The 15,821-nt window shown below is 45.1% G+C and carries 13 protein-coding genes; 12 read left to right on the plus strand and 1 reads right to left on the minus strand.

Annotated features, from left to right (window positions below):
- Window positions 1–8 precede the first annotated feature (8 nt).
- The 5 genes from KNQ08_RS02770 (at window position 9) to KNQ08_RS02790 (ending at window position 4,707) form a co-directional block, all read left to right on the plus strand.
- Window positions 9–1,667 carry an FAD-dependent oxidoreductase gene (locus KNQ08_RS02770; protein WP_214804565.1) on the plus strand — a complete coding sequence of 553 codons (1,659 nt, stop codon included), beginning with the start codon at window positions 9–11 and terminating at the stop codon, window positions 1,665–1,667.
- Between the two features lie 135 nt (window positions 1,668–1,802).
- The gene (locus KNQ08_RS02775) at window positions 1,803–2,135 is read left to right on the plus strand and encodes a PadR family transcriptional regulator (protein WP_035397993.1); all 333 of its coding nucleotides are present in this window, start codon (window positions 1,803–1,805) and stop codon (window positions 2,133–2,135) included.
- Window positions 2,125–2,652, plus strand: a complete 528-nt coding sequence (locus KNQ08_RS02780) for a DUF2812 domain-containing protein (protein WP_214804566.1) — start codon at window positions 2,125–2,127, stop codon at window positions 2,650–2,652. The genes KNQ08_RS02775 and KNQ08_RS02780 overlap by 11 nt, the downstream gene beginning before the upstream one ends.
- 285 nt (window positions 2,653–2,937) lie before the next feature.
- Window positions 2,938–4,071: a hypothetical protein gene (locus KNQ08_RS02785; protein WP_214804567.1), complete on the plus strand. Its 1,134-nt coding sequence runs from the start codon at window positions 2,938–2,940 to the stop codon at window positions 4,069–4,071.
- An 18-nt stretch (window positions 4,072–4,089) separates the two neighbouring features.
- A complete protein-coding gene (locus tag KNQ08_RS02790; RefSeq protein WP_214804568.1) occupies window positions 4,090–4,707 on the plus strand; it encodes a hypothetical protein in 618 nt (205 codons plus the stop codon).
- A 54-nt stretch (window positions 4,708–4,761) separates the two neighbouring features.
- Here the strand turns inward: KNQ08_RS02790 and KNQ08_RS02795 are convergent, their stop codons facing one another.
- Window positions 4,762–5,400, minus strand: a complete 639-nt coding sequence (locus KNQ08_RS02795; protein ID WP_055967350.1) for an SDR family oxidoreductase — start codon at window positions 5,398–5,400, stop codon at window positions 4,762–4,764.
- Window positions 5,401–5,664: 264 nt separating this feature from the next.
- On the opposite strand from KNQ08_RS02795, the gene KNQ08_RS02800 reads away from it, so the two are divergent.
- From KNQ08_RS02800 to KNQ08_RS02830, 7 genes are all read left to right on the plus strand, one after another.
- Complete coding sequence (locus KNQ08_RS02800) at window positions 5,665–6,495, plus strand: transporter substrate-binding domain-containing protein (protein WP_214804569.1); 831 nt, start codon at window positions 5,665–5,667, stop codon at window positions 6,493–6,495.
- Window positions 6,488–7,285: a transporter substrate-binding domain-containing protein gene (locus KNQ08_RS02805; protein ID WP_029341356.1), complete on the plus strand. Its 798-nt coding sequence runs from the start codon at window positions 6,488–6,490 to the stop codon at window positions 7,283–7,285. Before KNQ08_RS02800 ends, KNQ08_RS02805 begins: the two co-directional genes overlap by 8 nt.
- Before the next feature lie 102 nt (window positions 7,286–7,387).
- On the plus strand, window positions 7,388–7,666 hold the full coding sequence (locus KNQ08_RS02810; RefSeq protein ID WP_214804570.1) for a hypothetical protein: 279 nt from the start codon (window positions 7,388–7,390) through the stop codon (window positions 7,664–7,666).
- A 169-nt stretch (window positions 7,667–7,835) separates the two neighbouring features.
- Window positions 7,836–10,040, plus strand: coding sequence for a glycoside hydrolase family 3 N-terminal domain-containing protein (locus tag KNQ08_RS02815; RefSeq protein WP_214804571.1), 2,205 nt, complete (start codon window positions 7,836–7,838; stop codon window positions 10,038–10,040).
- Complete coding sequence (locus KNQ08_RS02820) at window positions 10,000–13,206, plus strand: GH36-type glycosyl hydrolase domain-containing protein (RefSeq protein WP_214804573.1); 3,207 nt, start codon at window positions 10,000–10,002, stop codon at window positions 13,204–13,206. Before KNQ08_RS02815 ends, KNQ08_RS02820 begins: the two co-directional genes overlap by 41 nt.
- Before the next feature lie 66 nt (window positions 13,207–13,272).
- Window positions 13,273–14,799, plus strand: coding sequence for a glycoside hydrolase family 13 protein (locus KNQ08_RS02825; RefSeq protein ID WP_149427116.1), 1,527 nt, complete (start codon window positions 13,273–13,275; stop codon window positions 14,797–14,799).
- Window positions 14,800–14,817: 18 nt separating this feature from the next.
- On the plus strand, window positions 14,818–15,783 hold the full coding sequence (locus KNQ08_RS02830) for a LacI family DNA-binding transcriptional regulator (RefSeq protein WP_214769419.1): 966 nt from the start codon (window positions 14,818–14,820) through the stop codon (window positions 15,781–15,783).
- The last annotated feature ends 38 nt before the right edge of the window (window positions 15,784–15,821 follow it).

Here is a 15,821-nt window from a genome sequence, read left to right on the forward strand (position 1 = left end):
AACGAAAGATGAAATTAATGATTATTGGTTCGGTTGCTGCGGGAACATCGGTTGGAGCAAAAGCACGACGCAACAATGAAGAGCTAGAAATCACGATTTATGACCGTGATCAGGACATCTCGTATTCGGGGTGTGGGATTCCTTACTTCGTTGGTGGGGAGATCGCTGATATCGATGAGTTGACACCACGCGATGCCGCTTTCTTTAAAAAACGGTATAACATTGATATTCATACACAACACGAAGTCGAATCGATTGATCATGCGACAAAAATGGCGACAATCGTGAATCTTTTGACAGGGGATCGTTTCACGGACACGTATGACACGTTAGTGCTGGCAACCGGTGCTTCAAGTATCGTTCCACCGCTTCCAGGCGTTGAGCATGAGAATGTCTTTACGGTTCGAAATGTCCGCAATGCCGACGCGATCCGGTCCTATATTGATGCCCATGATCCGAAAACGGCAACGATCGTCGGCGGAGGATTCATCGGACTCGAGATGGCAGAGCAATTGACGTATCGGGGCATTCAAGTCACGCTCGTCGAACGCTTGCCGCAAGTCATGCCGCCACTTGATCGCGATATGGCAGAACGCGTAGCGGATCATTTGAAAGATAAAGGGGTAACCCTCTTGCTTGGCGAATCCGTGACAGCGTTCAACGGAGAAGAACGTATTTCTGAGGTCGCGCTTGAGAGTGGAAAAACGATCGAGACGGATCTCGTCATTTTATCGGTTGGCGTCAAGCCGAACACGGGTCTTGCGAAGCAGATCGGCGTAGAGCTTGGTAAAACAGGAGCGATTGCAGTCAACCGTCACATGCAGACGAATGTAGCCGATGTCTACGCAGTCGGCGATGTCGCAGAGAGTTTCTCCGTCATAACGGGTGAAGCACTTTATCGTCCACTTGGTTCAACAGCGAACAAGATGGGACGGATTGCCGGTATGGTCATTACCGGAGAAGGAGCGGAGCACCGTGGTATTTTAGGAACAGGAATCTTTAAGGCGTTCGATTTGACTGTCGCTCAAACGGGTTTGACGGAAAAAGAAGCACGTGAATCAGGGTATGACATTGAAGTACTGCATAACATTAAACCAGATCGCCCGGAATACATGGGTGGGAAAGAGATGACGATCAAAGCAATCGCGGATCGGGCAACAGGACGAGTTCTTGGAGCGCAGATCGTGGGTCCACAAGGTGTCGATAAACGGATTGATGTCCTAGCGACAGCGATTACCTTTAAAGCGAAAGCGGAAGACTTGTTCCATCTCGATTTAGCTTACGCGCCACCGTTCGCGACGACGAAGGATCCCGTTCTCTACACGGGAATGGCACTCGATAATGCTATCAAAAAAACAGCACGTTTGATGACACCGAATGAATTGATTGACCAAGTCGCGAGTGGGAAGTCGTTCCAAATCATCGATACACGCTCGAAAGCACAATTCGAAAAAAATCATGTTGATGGAGCGATTCATATCCCGCTTGGTGAACTGCGGATACGCGCGAAGGAATTGGATCCGACGTTACCGACGATCGTCTACTGCAACAAAGGCGTGACGGGGAATGCTGCGCAAAACGTCTTGAAAAACCTTGGATTTACGGATGTATGCAACTTATCAGGTGGCAACAAGAACTATCAACATATCAAAAAATGCTTTTCATAAAATCGAACAATATAGCGTGATGATCCTATTTACTTAGGAATCATCACGTTTTTTTGTTGTCAAATCGTTAAAAATAGGATATTTTTAGTGTATCGGGAGACGATATAACGGAAGACGTAGTAAGGAAGTGGGAAAATGGCGCGAACAGTCCAGGAGACAGCATTAACAGAAGCCGTCTATTATATTTTACTTTCACTTCAACAACCCCGTCATGGCTATGGCATCATGCAATTCGTCCAGGAATTGAGCAACAACCGGGTCAAGTTAGCTGCTGGTACGTTGTACGGCGCACTCAGCAGTCTGGTCGATAAAGGGTGGATTGAAGCGATCGAGCAAGAAGCAGGGCGAAAGAAAGAGTACATCATGACGAATCAGGGGCGGGAGAGATTACAGGTAGAGCTAGATCGATTAAAAGAACTCGTGCGACATGGACAAGAAACGATGGGAGTGGATCAAGGTGAGCAGTAAAACGGTCTATCGCTTTTACGCTGATTATGCGAAAGAAGAAGTGTGGTTAAACGAGATGGCAAACAACGGCTGGTACTTACAGCAGTTTCGACTCGGACGTTATGTATTCATCAAAGGTGAACCTGGTATGTACACGTATCGAATTGAGTTGTTAGAAAACATGCCAAAGCATCCGAAGTCGCAGGATTACTTTGCGTTTTTGGAAGAGATGGGCATCGAAGTCGTGGATACATCGTTCCGCTGGGTCTTCTTAAGAAAACGGACCTCGGATGAACCATTTCATTTGTACTCGGACTTTGATTCACAGATCCATCACGAACACCGGATTTTGCAACTCTATAAAGTCGTTTTTTTCGTGAACATCATTGCAGTACTCATTAATTTGTTTAATCCGATTACCGACACGATGATTTGGTTCAACCTCGCGATCGTGACGGGTCTCTCATTCGTGATGCAACGCCACGAACGTAAAATTCAAACGTTACGTGGATTGCGTGCCATTGCGGAGCAGGATTAAACGCATACAACCTGATTTCAAAATTCCTCACGTCTCTAAATGAAACGTGAGGAATTTTTTTGGTGGTTAGAGTTCAGGAGGATGTTGTAAAGTTAGTCAATTCGTCTAACAGTGTTGTAAGAAAGACGTATTACATCGATCTAACAGTGTATAACTAGATAGAAGTAATTGTTTAAATCAACAAGTTAAGGGGTCATGAATCGAATGGATAAGTCTATCCGTAAAAAGCGTATCTTTTTTAGTCTAGTGTTTTTTGTCAGTGGAAGTATCCTTTTAGCAACCTGGATGAAAGTGCAACAGGATCGCGCAAACGCAAAAATTCTACCACGTTCTTCGATTACAGCCATCGATTTTAGTGCTCAACAAGACACCGTGATGTTGGTCTATCCAGGACAGGGGCAAGGTAAAACGAATGATCCTGAACTTGCTTACAGTTCGATTGTCACGATCAACATGAAAGGACAGGTTTTAAACGAACGTCAGGTCCATGATCCTGCAATCACGAACATGACGCTTGTGCAAAAACTGAGTACACCGAATTTGCTGTATGCCTCTTCCGCAGGATATCCGAATCACTTCCATACATTCGATTTTACGAAACGACGGTTTGTTCAACATAATGTGACGTATTTCAAACACGATCCCATGATGGAATCGATCAAACACTTTGGTCCGAATACATGGTTCAAGACGTTGAATTCATATAAAACCGGGACGCAGCGCTCGTCTCAAGGAACAGGATTCTCGCACACCTTTTCTAATTTTGATACGAAAGAAAACTATGAGACGCCTGCGCGATTCGAACCAGGAAACTCGATGATGATTGAATTAAAGCATCATTTAGCGTATGCCAGTATTGGTAGCGATCATGAACAAGAAGAAAAAGCAGCGATGATTTTTTTGGATAAGCGGACTGAAAAACCAGTCGTATATCGGAAAAGAGATGAACCATATGCATACTCAGCACTTTATGGAAAAGATGATACGGCATACTTCGCTAGTACGGATGGCTGGATGATTCGGATCAATGAGGCAGGTGAACAAACCGAGCAATATTATCCGTTTCTTCAGAATACGAATTTTGATAGTACCGATCCGATTCGAATGATTGATGCAACACAAGGGATTCAAGTCGTTCAACAATTTTCTCATGATAATCAAAATCGGGACCGCCATATCCTAGTCAAATGGTCGTTCGGTCAATCGTTCTCGGTCCAGAAAATCAAACCGAAATTTTGGAAAGCAGACAAATGGTACAAGTACTTATATATTCATCCCAAGACGAAAAAATCATACTTCATCGAATTTGATCCTGAACACCCGGATAAAGGGAAACTGCTCATTACGAATCAAAAGTATGAGTTGCTTCACGAGATTCCGGTTGAAGGACCGATTGGAATCGACTTTGTGATTGAGTGAGGCAGGGGGGAAGATGTTTTGAACCGTATCGAGCGATTTGAATTTGAATTTGAAGAAAAAGCGGGAGACCGACTTCCGTTGTTCACGTATCTAGAGCAACAGCAATCAGATTGGTCTTCTTTACAAGATGATGAAGCGCGTGAGGGAAACTTTCACGTAAGTATGTGGATCAGTGGAGAGAAGATTTCCTGGTCATATGACGTGCGAGAACGGGACGAAGTAACACAAGCATATCGGTTTAGCATTTTCATGCAACGCTGGAAAAACATCTGGGAATGGGATCAGCAACGTCACTTGATTAGTGGAAACGGATTTGGAATTCATCAAACACTAGCCGACTCCGTCAGGACATCTGCCAAGTCTGAAGCGCATTTGGAATGGGCATTGAACGAGCTTGCTGGATACGATGCGGAAGGACTACTCTTTTATTTTGGTCCCAGACCGTGGGACGACTTTCAGAACGCGGATGATGAGCTGGATATGTTTCTCGAGTTCGATGAGATCAACACAAAAGAGAAGATGCGTACGGAAGGGCTGTATTTTGATCAAGATAGCCAGCGCTGGATCGACATTACGGCGTCGTTACCCGTCATTGGTGAGACGATGCTCGTGATGTATCGCCAATTATACGAATGATTCATTTGGTCAAAAAAAGCTCACGTCTCGGAAATCGAGACGTGAGCTTTTGTATTAGAATAACTCGTTGATCGGTGTGTCACCTTCGAGTAGTGTGACGACTTGCTTCGACGCCTTGTCATGACCGATTGCTGCCAGAATGACGCGTGCGACATCCTCGCGCGGAATCTTTTTAGTTGCTTGTTCGGACGGATCCGTCGTGACGTTTCCTGTGCCGGCTTCATCTGATAGTCCGCCTGGGCGAAGAATCGTGTAGTTGAGTGACGATTCCTTCAGGACACGATCCGCGTAGCGTTTTGCAATGTAATACGGCTTCATGCTGTCGGACCATGTTTCCGGCGAATCGGCATTCAAGGCACTGACCATGATGAACTGTTTTGCATTGATTGCTTCCGCTGCTTCAATCGCTTTGACAGCACCGTCGAAATCGATCAGCATCGTCTTGTCCGCTCCTGTGTGACCGCCGGATCCTGCCGTAAAGATGACGACATCTGATCCTTGTAATGCATCAGTGATCGTCGCGACGTCCGCTTCAAGATCGAGATGGACCGGGGTATGACCTAATTTCTCAAAATCACTGAACTGGTCCTTGGAACGTAATCCTACTTTGACATCGTGCTCCGAATCCTGCAGTAAGCGAGCAGCGTGACGACCTACTTTACCATTTGCACCAATGATGAAAATCTGACTCATGTTCCATTCCTCCATTTCACGATTTGATGATTCTGTTTCAGTATGGAAAAGACGAGGGGTTTCTGTAAAGAGAGACGACTTGTAGAACTGTAACCGTCATCAAAACATCTTTTTAATGCTTTTATGCATAAAATCGTCAAATTATCTTGAAATCACGTGTAAGTGTGGTAGGATAATGACTATTACCCACACCGAAAATCATTTAGGTTAAATTGTAGCAATATTCGGTGAATGGGCAACGACGAAACAGAAAGGAGAGATACGATGAGAAAAAAACCATGGCTACTGGCAGGACTTGTTTTGACAGGCGTTGCCGCTTGGATGATCTGGAATCAACAGACGGATGCCGAAGCACATGACATCTTCGAAGACCACAAGCTGGTCGTCGGAACGACGGGGGATTATAAGCCCTTTACATACTGGAACGAGGACCGGAATCGTTATCAAGGCTTTGATATCGATGTCATCCAAGCGTTCGCCAAAGCAGCAAATCTTGATGTGACGTTCGTCAAGACGACATGGCCGACATTATCGGAGGATACGAAATCAGGAAAGTTTGATATCGCTGTCGGTGGCATCACGAAGAAAGTCGAGCGCGAGGTCGTCGGAGACTTTACATCGTCGTATTTCTCCTTTCAAAAAGCACCGCTCGTAAAGAAGAAAGATGTCGAACGCTTGAATTCGCTCGCTGCAATCAATGATCCAGCAGTCAAAATCGGTGTCAATCCGGGCGGAACGAACGAAGCGTTCGTGAAGAAGCATTTTCCGAAGGCAGATGTGACCGTCTTTGAAAACAACTTGGACATTCCAAAAGCCGTCCAAAGCGGACAAGTCGATGTCATGGTGACGGACGACATCGAGGCGTTGCATTACGCGACAGAACTCGATCTTGCGGTGCCGAAACTGACAGAGGCATGGGAACCAGCCGAGATGGCGTATTTGATGAAACCGGACCAAAAACAGCTTGGAGACGTTTTCCGGGTCTGGATTGAAAGTGCAGAGGGGCAAGAACAAGTTCAAAAATTGAAGAAAAAATGGAACATCGTCTCGACACGTGAGACGGTCGGAGCGAAAGGAGTGGGAGCACATGAGTAAATGGGGATGGATCGTCGTCGGAGGTGGAGTCTTGTTTGCAAGCTTACTGACGCTATGGCAAACGGAGCAACCACGACGTGTACAAGCGAAGAACGTCTTTGCGACGAAAAAAATCGTCGTCGGAACGACCGGGGACTATAAACCATTCACCTACTTGAACCGGAAGACGAACGAGTACGAAGGGTTCGATATCGAAGTGATCCGTTCTTTCGCGAAGACGACCGGCATCGATGTCGAGTTCGTTCCGACGACATGGCCGACGCTGTCTGCTGATCTTGCTAGCGGGAAATTCGATATGGTCGTCGGGGGTGTGACGAAAAACATCGAGCGCGAGATCATCGGCGACTTCACGTCGAGTTATCTGTCGTTTCAAAAGACACCGCTCGTCCGTAAAGAAGATGCTAAGCGTCTTGCTTCGATCGAACAAATCAATCGTCCAGACGTGACGATTGGTCTAAATCCAGGGGGAACGAATGAACAGTTCGTCCGTAAGACGTTCACGAAGGCGAACATCGTTATGTATGAACAAAATCTCGACATCCCGCATGCGGTCGCATCGGGCGAAGTCGATGTCATGATCACCGATACGGTCGAGGCGATTCATTATGAAGCGCTCGACAAACGACTCGCGGCACCAAGAATTCAAGAAAAATGGATTCCGGCGGAGAAGAGCTACCTCGTCCGAGAGTCGGAAGGGGACGTTGTTGATGTATTCAATCTGTGGATGCAATCGCACGAAGGTCAAGAAGAGATGGAGCAATTAAAAGAGAAATGGCAAGTAGCATCATAAAGGAATCGTGTCTCCGTATAACAGGAGGCACGATTTTTTCGTAACAGGAATCTAGTGGGAAAGGGCGAACAAGTAGGTAGAAGCAAATTAGGAGGAATCAATATGTTGAAAAACGTGTCAGCGAGACAATGGCTCATCATGACCGTTCTTTTTGCTGGTATCACTTACACATGGATTGTCATCGGAGAGTCATGGATTAATCCTACGTTGTTATTCGGAGGGGCGCTTATATCTACAAGTGGTGCAGTGCTCTCATTTAGTCTCGCGTTAGCCCGAACTGTTCGATTAACAGGAATCGGATTAACGATGATGCTGGTGTCAATCGGTACGACGCTTGTAGCGTCTGTTGGTGTCGTATATGGCATTTATATTTGGTCATAAAGAATCTAAACAAAGTAAGAACTCTTTTCTGAAAAGGAAGAGTTCTTACTTTTATTCATTTTATCGAAACGTTTCGAAAGAAAGGTTGAAGATTTTTATGAAAGCGCTTATAATTTTGATTAACAAGTGAAACGTTTCGATAAATTTAAGGGATAAGAGGTGCTGATAGATGAACGTTGAAGCTTTACTACAGCAAATGACGCTACAGGAAAAAATCGGACAGCTCGTTCAAATTCTTCCTTCTGTCTATGATCCACAGACATCTGATACTGTGACTGGACCAGTGGCTCAACTAATGGAGGAAAGTGGTCTGACAGAGTATAACCGTTATGAATTAGGATCTGTCATCGGAATTCATCAAGCAGAACAGGCATTTCGCATTCAGCAAAATTATTTAAAACATAATCGATTAGGAATTCCACTATTGTTCATGGCGGATATCGTTCATGGTCATCGAACGATTTATCCAGTTCCGTTGGCGCTTGCTTCTATGTGGGATAGTGACGAAGTGGAAATGATGGCACGTCAATCTGCTATCGAAGCAACAGCTTCGGGACTGCATGTTACTTTTTCGCCAATGGTGGATCTTGTACGTGATGCGCGCTGGGGGCGTGTCATGGAATCGACAGGTGAGGATGTTTGGCTCAATGGAGAATATGCGGCAGCCTTCGTACGTGGTTATCAATCAAAGGATTTAAAACAAGCTGATTCTTTAGCAGCTTGCGTCAAGCATTTTGCGGCTTACGGTGCCGCTGAAGGTGGTCGTGATTACAATACGGTTGATATGTCGGATCGTGAATTACGAGAGTTTTATTTACCGGCTTATCTACGGGCAATCGAAGCGGGTGCCCGACTCATCATGACAAGCTTCAACGTCGTTGATGGTGTTCCCGCAACAGCTAGTACGTATCTGTTACGCCAAATTCTTCGAAAAGAGTGGGAGTTTGACGGGGTCACGATTTCGGATTGGTCTTCTATTAAGGAATTAATCCAGCATGGTGTCGCGGGTTCTCTTGCTGAAGCTGGAGAAAAAGGAATCAAAGCGGGCGTCGATATCGATATGATGTCAGGTGCTTACTTAAATCATTTGGAACAACAGATCGATGATCAAGTCGTTTCGATGGACTTATTAGACGAAGCAGTACGCAGAATACTTATGTTAAAGCAAGATCTTGGGTTGTTTGAAGATCCTTATCGTGGCATTGATCCCGAACTTGAGAAAAGAGTCCACTTATCTGAAGGTCATCGGAATACGGCACGGCGTTTAGCTGAAAAAAGTTGTGTCTTACTGAAAAATGATCAAGTGCTGCCATTAGCAGACGATCAGCGGATCGCGTTGATTGGACCGTTTGCTGCTTCAACGGACGTACTTGGTCCATGGGCAGGCAACGGAAAACGTGAAGAAGCGGTTTCCATTCGAGAGGCGTTTGATGAAGCGAACATTGATTATGTTATTGCAGAAGGATCAACGATTGATACGGAAATTGACTGGGATTGGGCGATGGAAGTAGCGGCGCAAGCAGATGTGATTCTTATAGCTTTAGGTGAAGCGTCTTGGATGAGTGGAGAAGCTGGAAGTCGAACGGATATCCGTTTGCCGAAAACACAACGCGATGGATTGGCAAAACTTGCGACACTTGGAAAACCGATCGTGACCGTGCTATTCAACGGGCGACCACTCGATCTTAGAGATGTCGTTAATCATTCCGATGCAGTGCTTGAAGCATGGTATCCGGGAACAGAGTCAGGACGAGCGATTCACCGTTTACTGTATGGTCATGTGATTCCTTCTGGAAAACTAACGATTTCATTTCCGTATCATGTCGGTCAGTTGCCATTACGTTACGATGCCTTACCGACGGGTCGACCAATGACGATCGAAGGCGCTGATCCACGCTATACAAGCAAATACCTGGACGCTCCAAATGAAGCGTTATTTCCATTTGGTTTTGGATTAAGTTATAGCCATTTTAACTATACGCAGTTAAGGCTATATGAGCAGCCGGAGGGAACTGCATGGGAAGCATCCGTTATTGTTACGAACGAAGGCACATTAGATGCGGAAGAAATCGTTCAATGGTATGTGCAAGACCCGGTTGCTGATGTGTCACGTCCCTTACGTCAATTAAAAGGATATGAACGCGTTCTTGTGAAAGCCGGTTCCAGTCGAGAAGTGACATTCCGTATCGATGCTTCGATGTTGATGTATCAACATCCGGACGGTTCGGTTAAAGCGGATGCTGGTGAATTCATTCTCTATGTTGGTACGGATAGTACATGTGCATTACATGAAAAATTTTGGTTGAAACAGACTGTTGAAAAGGGGCAATTTGATGAACACATTAACGACCATTCCACATCTACGACACGATGAATTTAGTGTGACACTGACTGAAGGCGGCGACATTCGTCAAATCCGTTACCAAGGTATCATGATCAATCAATTGATTCATCATCCGTTTGATGAATCCTTGATGAATGTATATGTTCGTCATGGTTCCAGTGTGGCCTTACCGTTACTTGGTATCCATTCGCCTAGTAAACTAGCAATATCTGAGCGTACGATCAGCTGGAAAGGTGACTACGAAACATTCGGATACGAGGTCGTCGCAAGTCTTCACACGACTGGAATGCATTTTAAAGTCTCACTCATTGGGGAAGGAGAATTTGACGTAACCTATACACAGGATTTAGGACTGGCTGACGAAGCCGGTGTACGTACGAATGAAGCATATATGGCACAGTACATTGACTACGTCGCGATCGAACATGGGATATTGGCTCGACAAAACCAGCGACAGTCGACAGGCTTTCCGAGCGTTGCGATTCTTTCGCATGATCGAATCGAAGAGTTTGCGACGGATGGTTTCGATGTGTATGGTGCGTCATTTCGGCAAACGAATGTAGCAGAGGGATTAAATGCACACTTACCCTCTCGAATAAATCAGTATGAGTTCGCATTACCGACGATTCGAACAGCTGTCAAAGAATCAGCTGGAGAGCTATCTTTCCAATTTGAGCTACGGTTCATTCCTTCGATGGAAGAAGCACTTGATGAACAATCGATTGATCAATTTATACCTTTATATGAGCGTGAGGAGGAACGGAAGGGACATCACCGTACGGCTTTTTTACAAACACCAAAGACGATTGTCGGGAATACAGCGACGAAACAACAACTCGACGGTTTGTATCCGGAACGGTTGCTTGAAGAATGGGAAGGAACACAGTTGTTGTCCTTCTTTACACCTAATGGTCATCATGTTGTTCTAAAAGAAAAGGAACTTCTTGTTGAACGTAGTCATGCAAGCATCTTATTAAATGCGGGAAGTTTAGCGCCAACAGAAAAGAAATTGGCGACAACAGTCCATATGAATGGTGTCTTTAATTCGCACATCGTATATGGGAATACGAATTACAACAAGTGGATGTCGAACGTCAGAAATCCTTTGAACATCCCTAAAACATCTGGGCAACGCATATACATCGAGCAAAAGGAAGCCTATCAATTATTAGCGTTACCTTCGATTTTTGAAATGGGATGGAACGAAGTAATCTGGTACTACTTCTTAGATGACGAGACGATTGAAGTCCGCACGTCAATTGGTGCTGAGCGACCTGTGCTTGAGACGACGGTTAAGACGCGATATCCGCGTGCGATGAAAATCAGTCAGCAAGTGACGATGCACACACAAGAATATGATGTGCCGTTTCAAATGGAACGGGTAGGAGCACGCCTTCATTTTACGGCAACTAAAGAATCATTGAGCAAACGTATTCTACCTGATTTGACATACACGCTTGAAATGGATCAGCCTTTTTCAACGGGCTCCACATCTGAATGGTTAACTCAGCCAATCGTAGACGATTTGGTATGGTTATCTGTCGGAGCGACCGATCATCTTGTTATGAGAATGGGTGCAGGAATGCAGTGTGAATTCAATGCTGACGAAGAACGGAAGTCCTTCAATCAATGGAAGGCTGCTTATCGAAAAAACCTCAAATTTGAAGACGTCTGGCAGGACGCGAATGCTCTACAGTTTCAAGTAGACTGGTACATCCAAAACATGCGGATTCATTACCAATCACCGCACGGCTTAGAGCAATACGGTGGTGCTGCATGGGGAACACGCGACGTATCGCAAGGTCCGATGGAATTTTTACTGGCGTTCGGTCATTTTGAAGAAGCTCGCGCATTACTGCTTCAGATTTTTTCACATCAATTCGAGGCAGGACATTGGCCACAATGGTTCATGTTTGATGAATATGCTGGTATCCAGCAGGAGGATAGCCATGGTGATGTGATTGTCTGGCCACTGAAGGCATGCGCAGATTATCTTCAGCGAACACACGATTGGGCATGTCTCGATGAACTGCTTCCATATCGAACCGAGACCGGTCAGGAAACACTAAAACAATCGCTCATGCATCATGTGGAACGAGCGTGTGCACGGATTGAAAAGGATTTCGTACCGAACAGTGTCTTTTCCGCATACGGCGGAGGAGATTGGGACGATACGTTACAACCAGCAGATGATGCGTTAAAGAAAAAATTAATCAGTACTTGGACGGTAGCGTTGACATTTCAAACATTCCGTACGTTAGCAAACGAGTTACCACAATCGTCATTAAGCATGCGATTAGCGGAACTAGCTACTACCATCGAACAATCCTTCCAGTCAGACATGATTCTGGACGGGGTCATCCCTGGATTTTTACGAGTCGAAGAAGATGGATATCATCCGATGATTCATCCCACAGATGATGGACTACCAATGAAATATCGATTGTTACCGCTGACCCGTAGTATCATCGGAGAACTCGTTACACCAGAACAAGCTATGCAAAACTTAAAGATCATTGAAGAACATTTAAAGTTCCCGGATGGTGTGCGTTTGATGGATCGACCAGCACAATATCGTGGTGGTGTGAGTCGTCATTTCATGCGGGCAGAACAAGCTGCTAATGTCGGTCGTGAAATTGGGCTGCAGTACGTGCATGCCCATATTCGTTACATTGAAGCACTGGCGAAAATCGGAGCTGATGAAAAGAGCATAACGGAAGCATTTGACGTCATTAATCCTGTGGATCTAAAAGTGCCGAAAGCAGTCCACCGTCAGAGAAATGCGTATTTCAGTAGCTCGGATGCTGCGTTTACGACGCGTTACGAAGCGCAAGAACGTTGGAACGAATTGAAAGAAGGTAAGATTCCGGTTAAAGGGGGATGGCGAATTTACTCGAGTGGACCAGGTATTTGGCTGAATCAATTAATGACGAACGTCTTAGGGATTCGAGAGCGTTCAGATGGACTAGTTCTTGATCCAGTCATAACCGGAACTATCCAGATGGACCTATTCGATATCCCTTGTCGTATTCGAATCACACGGGGTGAACAAAGACGCATTTTATGGAATGGAGAACTGCTCAATCTTTCAAATCAATCCAATCGTTATCGTCAAGGTGGTTATCTATTGCAACGTGAGGCGTTAAACACGATACTTCCAAGTGGAAACGAACTGCAAATCGAGCTTCCGCTCTAAAGTAGGACAGGATGACTTCGCGGAAGTCGTCCTGTCCTTTAGCATATAAGAAATGGAGTGAATGACATGATAAAAAGTCATCGGCATCAAGTAGTCTATCATCTATATCCGAAAAGTTTTCAAGATACGAATGGAGACGGAGTCGGAGATCTGAACGGTATTCGGAAACGATTGGATTATCTGCAGAGGTTAGGGGTGGACATGATTTGGTTATGCCCAGTGTACACGTCGCCTGGTTATGATCACGGGTATGACGTAGCGGATTATACTTCAATTGATCCCCTCTACGGGTCTATGGACGAGATGGAAGCCCTGATTGACGAAGCGAGTCGGCATGATATCACGATCATGATGGATATAGTCGCGAATCATACCTCATCCTGCCATAAATGGTTCATCGCATCTGAACATGATCCAGACGGTCCATACGGAGACACGTATATTTGGCGTGACGAACCGACAGAAGTGGAATCTTTTTTTGGGGGTTCTGCTTGGACGTACTCGAGTATACGTCAGCAATACTATTTCCACTCTTTTGCGAAGGAACAACCGGATCTTAATTGGAATCAGCCGATAGTGGCAAAAGAATTTGCACGTATTCTATCGTTTTGGATTGAAAAAGGAGTTCGTGGATTCCGTTTTGATGTCATCGATTTAATCGGAAAACAAATTCATCCGCACCGCTGGCTAAATTTCGAACGTGTACAGGAGGGATTACGAGAGATGTTGGCACCAGTTGATCGTTCAAATCTTCTTTTAGTCGGCGAAGCAGGAGGTCTATCTCCATCCGAAATTCGTCAACTTCAAGAAGAGAGATTACTTGATGTGGTGTTTAACTTTGAGACGTGCGCTCTTGACGAGGTGGCGGGTAAAAGTAAATGGCACCTTCAATCGTTTGATCCAGCAGAATTAAAAATGACGATTAAAAAATGGCAAGATGAGATGAAAGAAGACGGCTGGAATAGCTTATTTTGGAACAATCATGATCAGCCTCGCGTTCTCTCTAGATGGTACGACGATGATATAAGAGCAGCAAAAATGCTGGCATTGCTCCAGTTGACATTACGAGGAACCCCTTTCATTTATCAAGGAGACGAGATCGGGATGACGAACGGAAATATTCAGCAATCTGATTACCAGGATATCGAAACCCTCCGTTATTTACAGCAAGGTGGAGCGATACAGTCCGTTCAGCTGAAGGGTCGTGATCATGCACGTCTTCCGATGATGTGGACGAAAGAGGGGGGATTCTCGACAGGATCAGCTTGGTTACAGGCAATGATTGATGCTGATCGTAACGTCCACGATCAACAACTGGATGATGATAGTCTCCTTCAGGTGTATCGACGTTTACTTTCGATACGCAAGACAGAGCCTGCCTTATTGGATGGAGAAATGAGGTGGCAGGAGACGCCATCGACGATGATCGCATTTGATCGAATTCATGGCGAACAGTCCCTTCGTATTTTAGTTAATTTGTCGAATCACTCAATTCGACATCGAATAAAGATGGGTAAGACATTAATAGGTGTAGGGGACTACTGTGAAGAGGAACTCGGTCCTTACGCGGCGGTCCTATGCTATACTTTTTGAAGAAGGAAGTGAAGTGAAATGACAGGAATTAAGGATATTGCAAAGGCAGCAGGCGTCTCGATTTCGACCGTTTCCTATGCGTTGAATGGGAGTACGAAAGTGACGGAAAAAACACGTCAACGTATAATGAAAATCGCGGAAGAGTTGAATTACATTCCAAATGCTGCTGCTAGAACGCTGAAGACTCGCAAGACGCATATCATCGGTGCCTTTCTAGGAGATTATTCAGGATCGTTTTACGGCGAATTATTAAAAGGAATTAATCATGAGTTGTCAGAAACGGGATATGAGCTGATCGTCTGTAATGGACCGGAATCCCATCGCCTCATGACAGAACGGATCGTCGATGGCGGGATAATTTTAGGTCATCGTTTCACCCAAGAACAAATTCTTGGATTTGCTGATCGGGGACATCCGCTGACGATTCTTGATCGAAACATGGATCATCCGAATATTAGTTGTGTGCTACTTGATAATGAGATGGGTATGCAACAAGCGATGCGAACGATAATCGCTACAAAACCACACTGTATTCATCTCGTCGATGGACCGGAAGAAAACCATGATGCTTTCGAACGTCGTGCTGTTGTCCTAGAACAGGCAGACTTAGCAGGTGTTGCGGTTCGTATATGGGAAGGTGGATTTACGAAACGTTCTGGTATCCGTGCTGCAAGTGAAATCCTTGAAGAGTTGAAAGATGGGGATGCCATCGTTTGTTTAAATGATGATATGGCTCTTGGCGTATACGATGTCTTACAAAATACATCATTTCGGATTGGTCTCGATATATCACTGACGGGATTTGATAAGCTTGAGGTTACGAATTATACACAACCGAAAATCGCAAGCGTCAGTTATTCGAAGTTAGATTGGGGAAAGTCCGCTGCTCGCGCCTTACTTCAATTGATTGATAAACAAGAGCGAACGAATGCGAAGATTGATTCAAAGTTCATCGTCGCAGGATCGGTCCTCCAAAAGAAATAAAAAAAATAGGTTGTAAGCGCATACATGTATGCTTATAA

Source organism: Exiguobacterium sp. s46 (genome assembly GCF_018618875.1).
GTDB classification, from domain to species: Bacteria; Bacillota; Bacilli; order Exiguobacteriales; family Exiguobacteriaceae; genus Exiguobacterium_A; species Exiguobacterium_A abrahamii.

What these genes read in the sequence shown, in the direction of transcription:
- KNQ08_RS02785 (WP_214804567.1), top strand. Translation starts at nt 2,938, where the DNA reads ATGAAAGTGCAACAGGATCGCGCAAACGCAAAAATTCTACCACGTTCT.
- KNQ08_RS02825 (WP_149427116.1), top strand. Translation starts at nt 13,273, where the DNA reads ATGATAAAAAGTCATCGGCATCAAGTAGTCTATCATCTATATCCGAAA.
- KNQ08_RS02805 (WP_029341356.1), top strand. Translation starts at nt 6,488, where the DNA reads ATGAGTAAATGGGGATGGATCGTCGTCGGAGGTGGAGTCTTGTTTGCA.
- KNQ08_RS02830 (WP_214769419.1), top strand. Translation starts at nt 14,818, where the DNA reads ATGACAGGAATTAAGGATATTGCAAAGGCAGCAGGCGTCTCGATTTCG.
- KNQ08_RS02800 (WP_214804569.1), top strand. Translation starts at nt 5,665, where the DNA reads ATGAGAAAAAAACCATGGCTACTGGCAGGACTTGTTTTGACAGGCGTT.
- KNQ08_RS02770 (WP_214804565.1), top strand. Translation starts at nt 9, where the DNA reads ATGAAATTAATGATTATTGGTTCGGTTGCTGCGGGAACATCGGTTGGA.
- KNQ08_RS02815 (WP_214804571.1), top strand. Translation starts at nt 7,836, where the DNA reads ATGAACGTTGAAGCTTTACTACAGCAAATGACGCTACAGGAAAAAATC.
- KNQ08_RS02820 (WP_214804573.1), top strand. Translation starts at nt 10,000, where the DNA reads ATGAACACATTAACGACCATTCCACATCTACGACACGATGAATTTAGT.
- KNQ08_RS02775 (WP_035397993.1), top strand. Translation starts at nt 1,803, where the DNA reads ATGGCGCGAACAGTCCAGGAGACAGCATTAACAGAAGCCGTCTATTAT.
- KNQ08_RS02810 (WP_214804570.1), top strand. Translation starts at nt 7,388, where the DNA reads ATGTTGAAAAACGTGTCAGCGAGACAATGGCTCATCATGACCGTTCTT.
- KNQ08_RS02795 (WP_055967350.1), bottom strand. Translation starts at nt 5,400, where the DNA reads ATGAGTCAGATTTTCATCATTGGTGCAAATGGTAAAGTAGGTCGTCAC.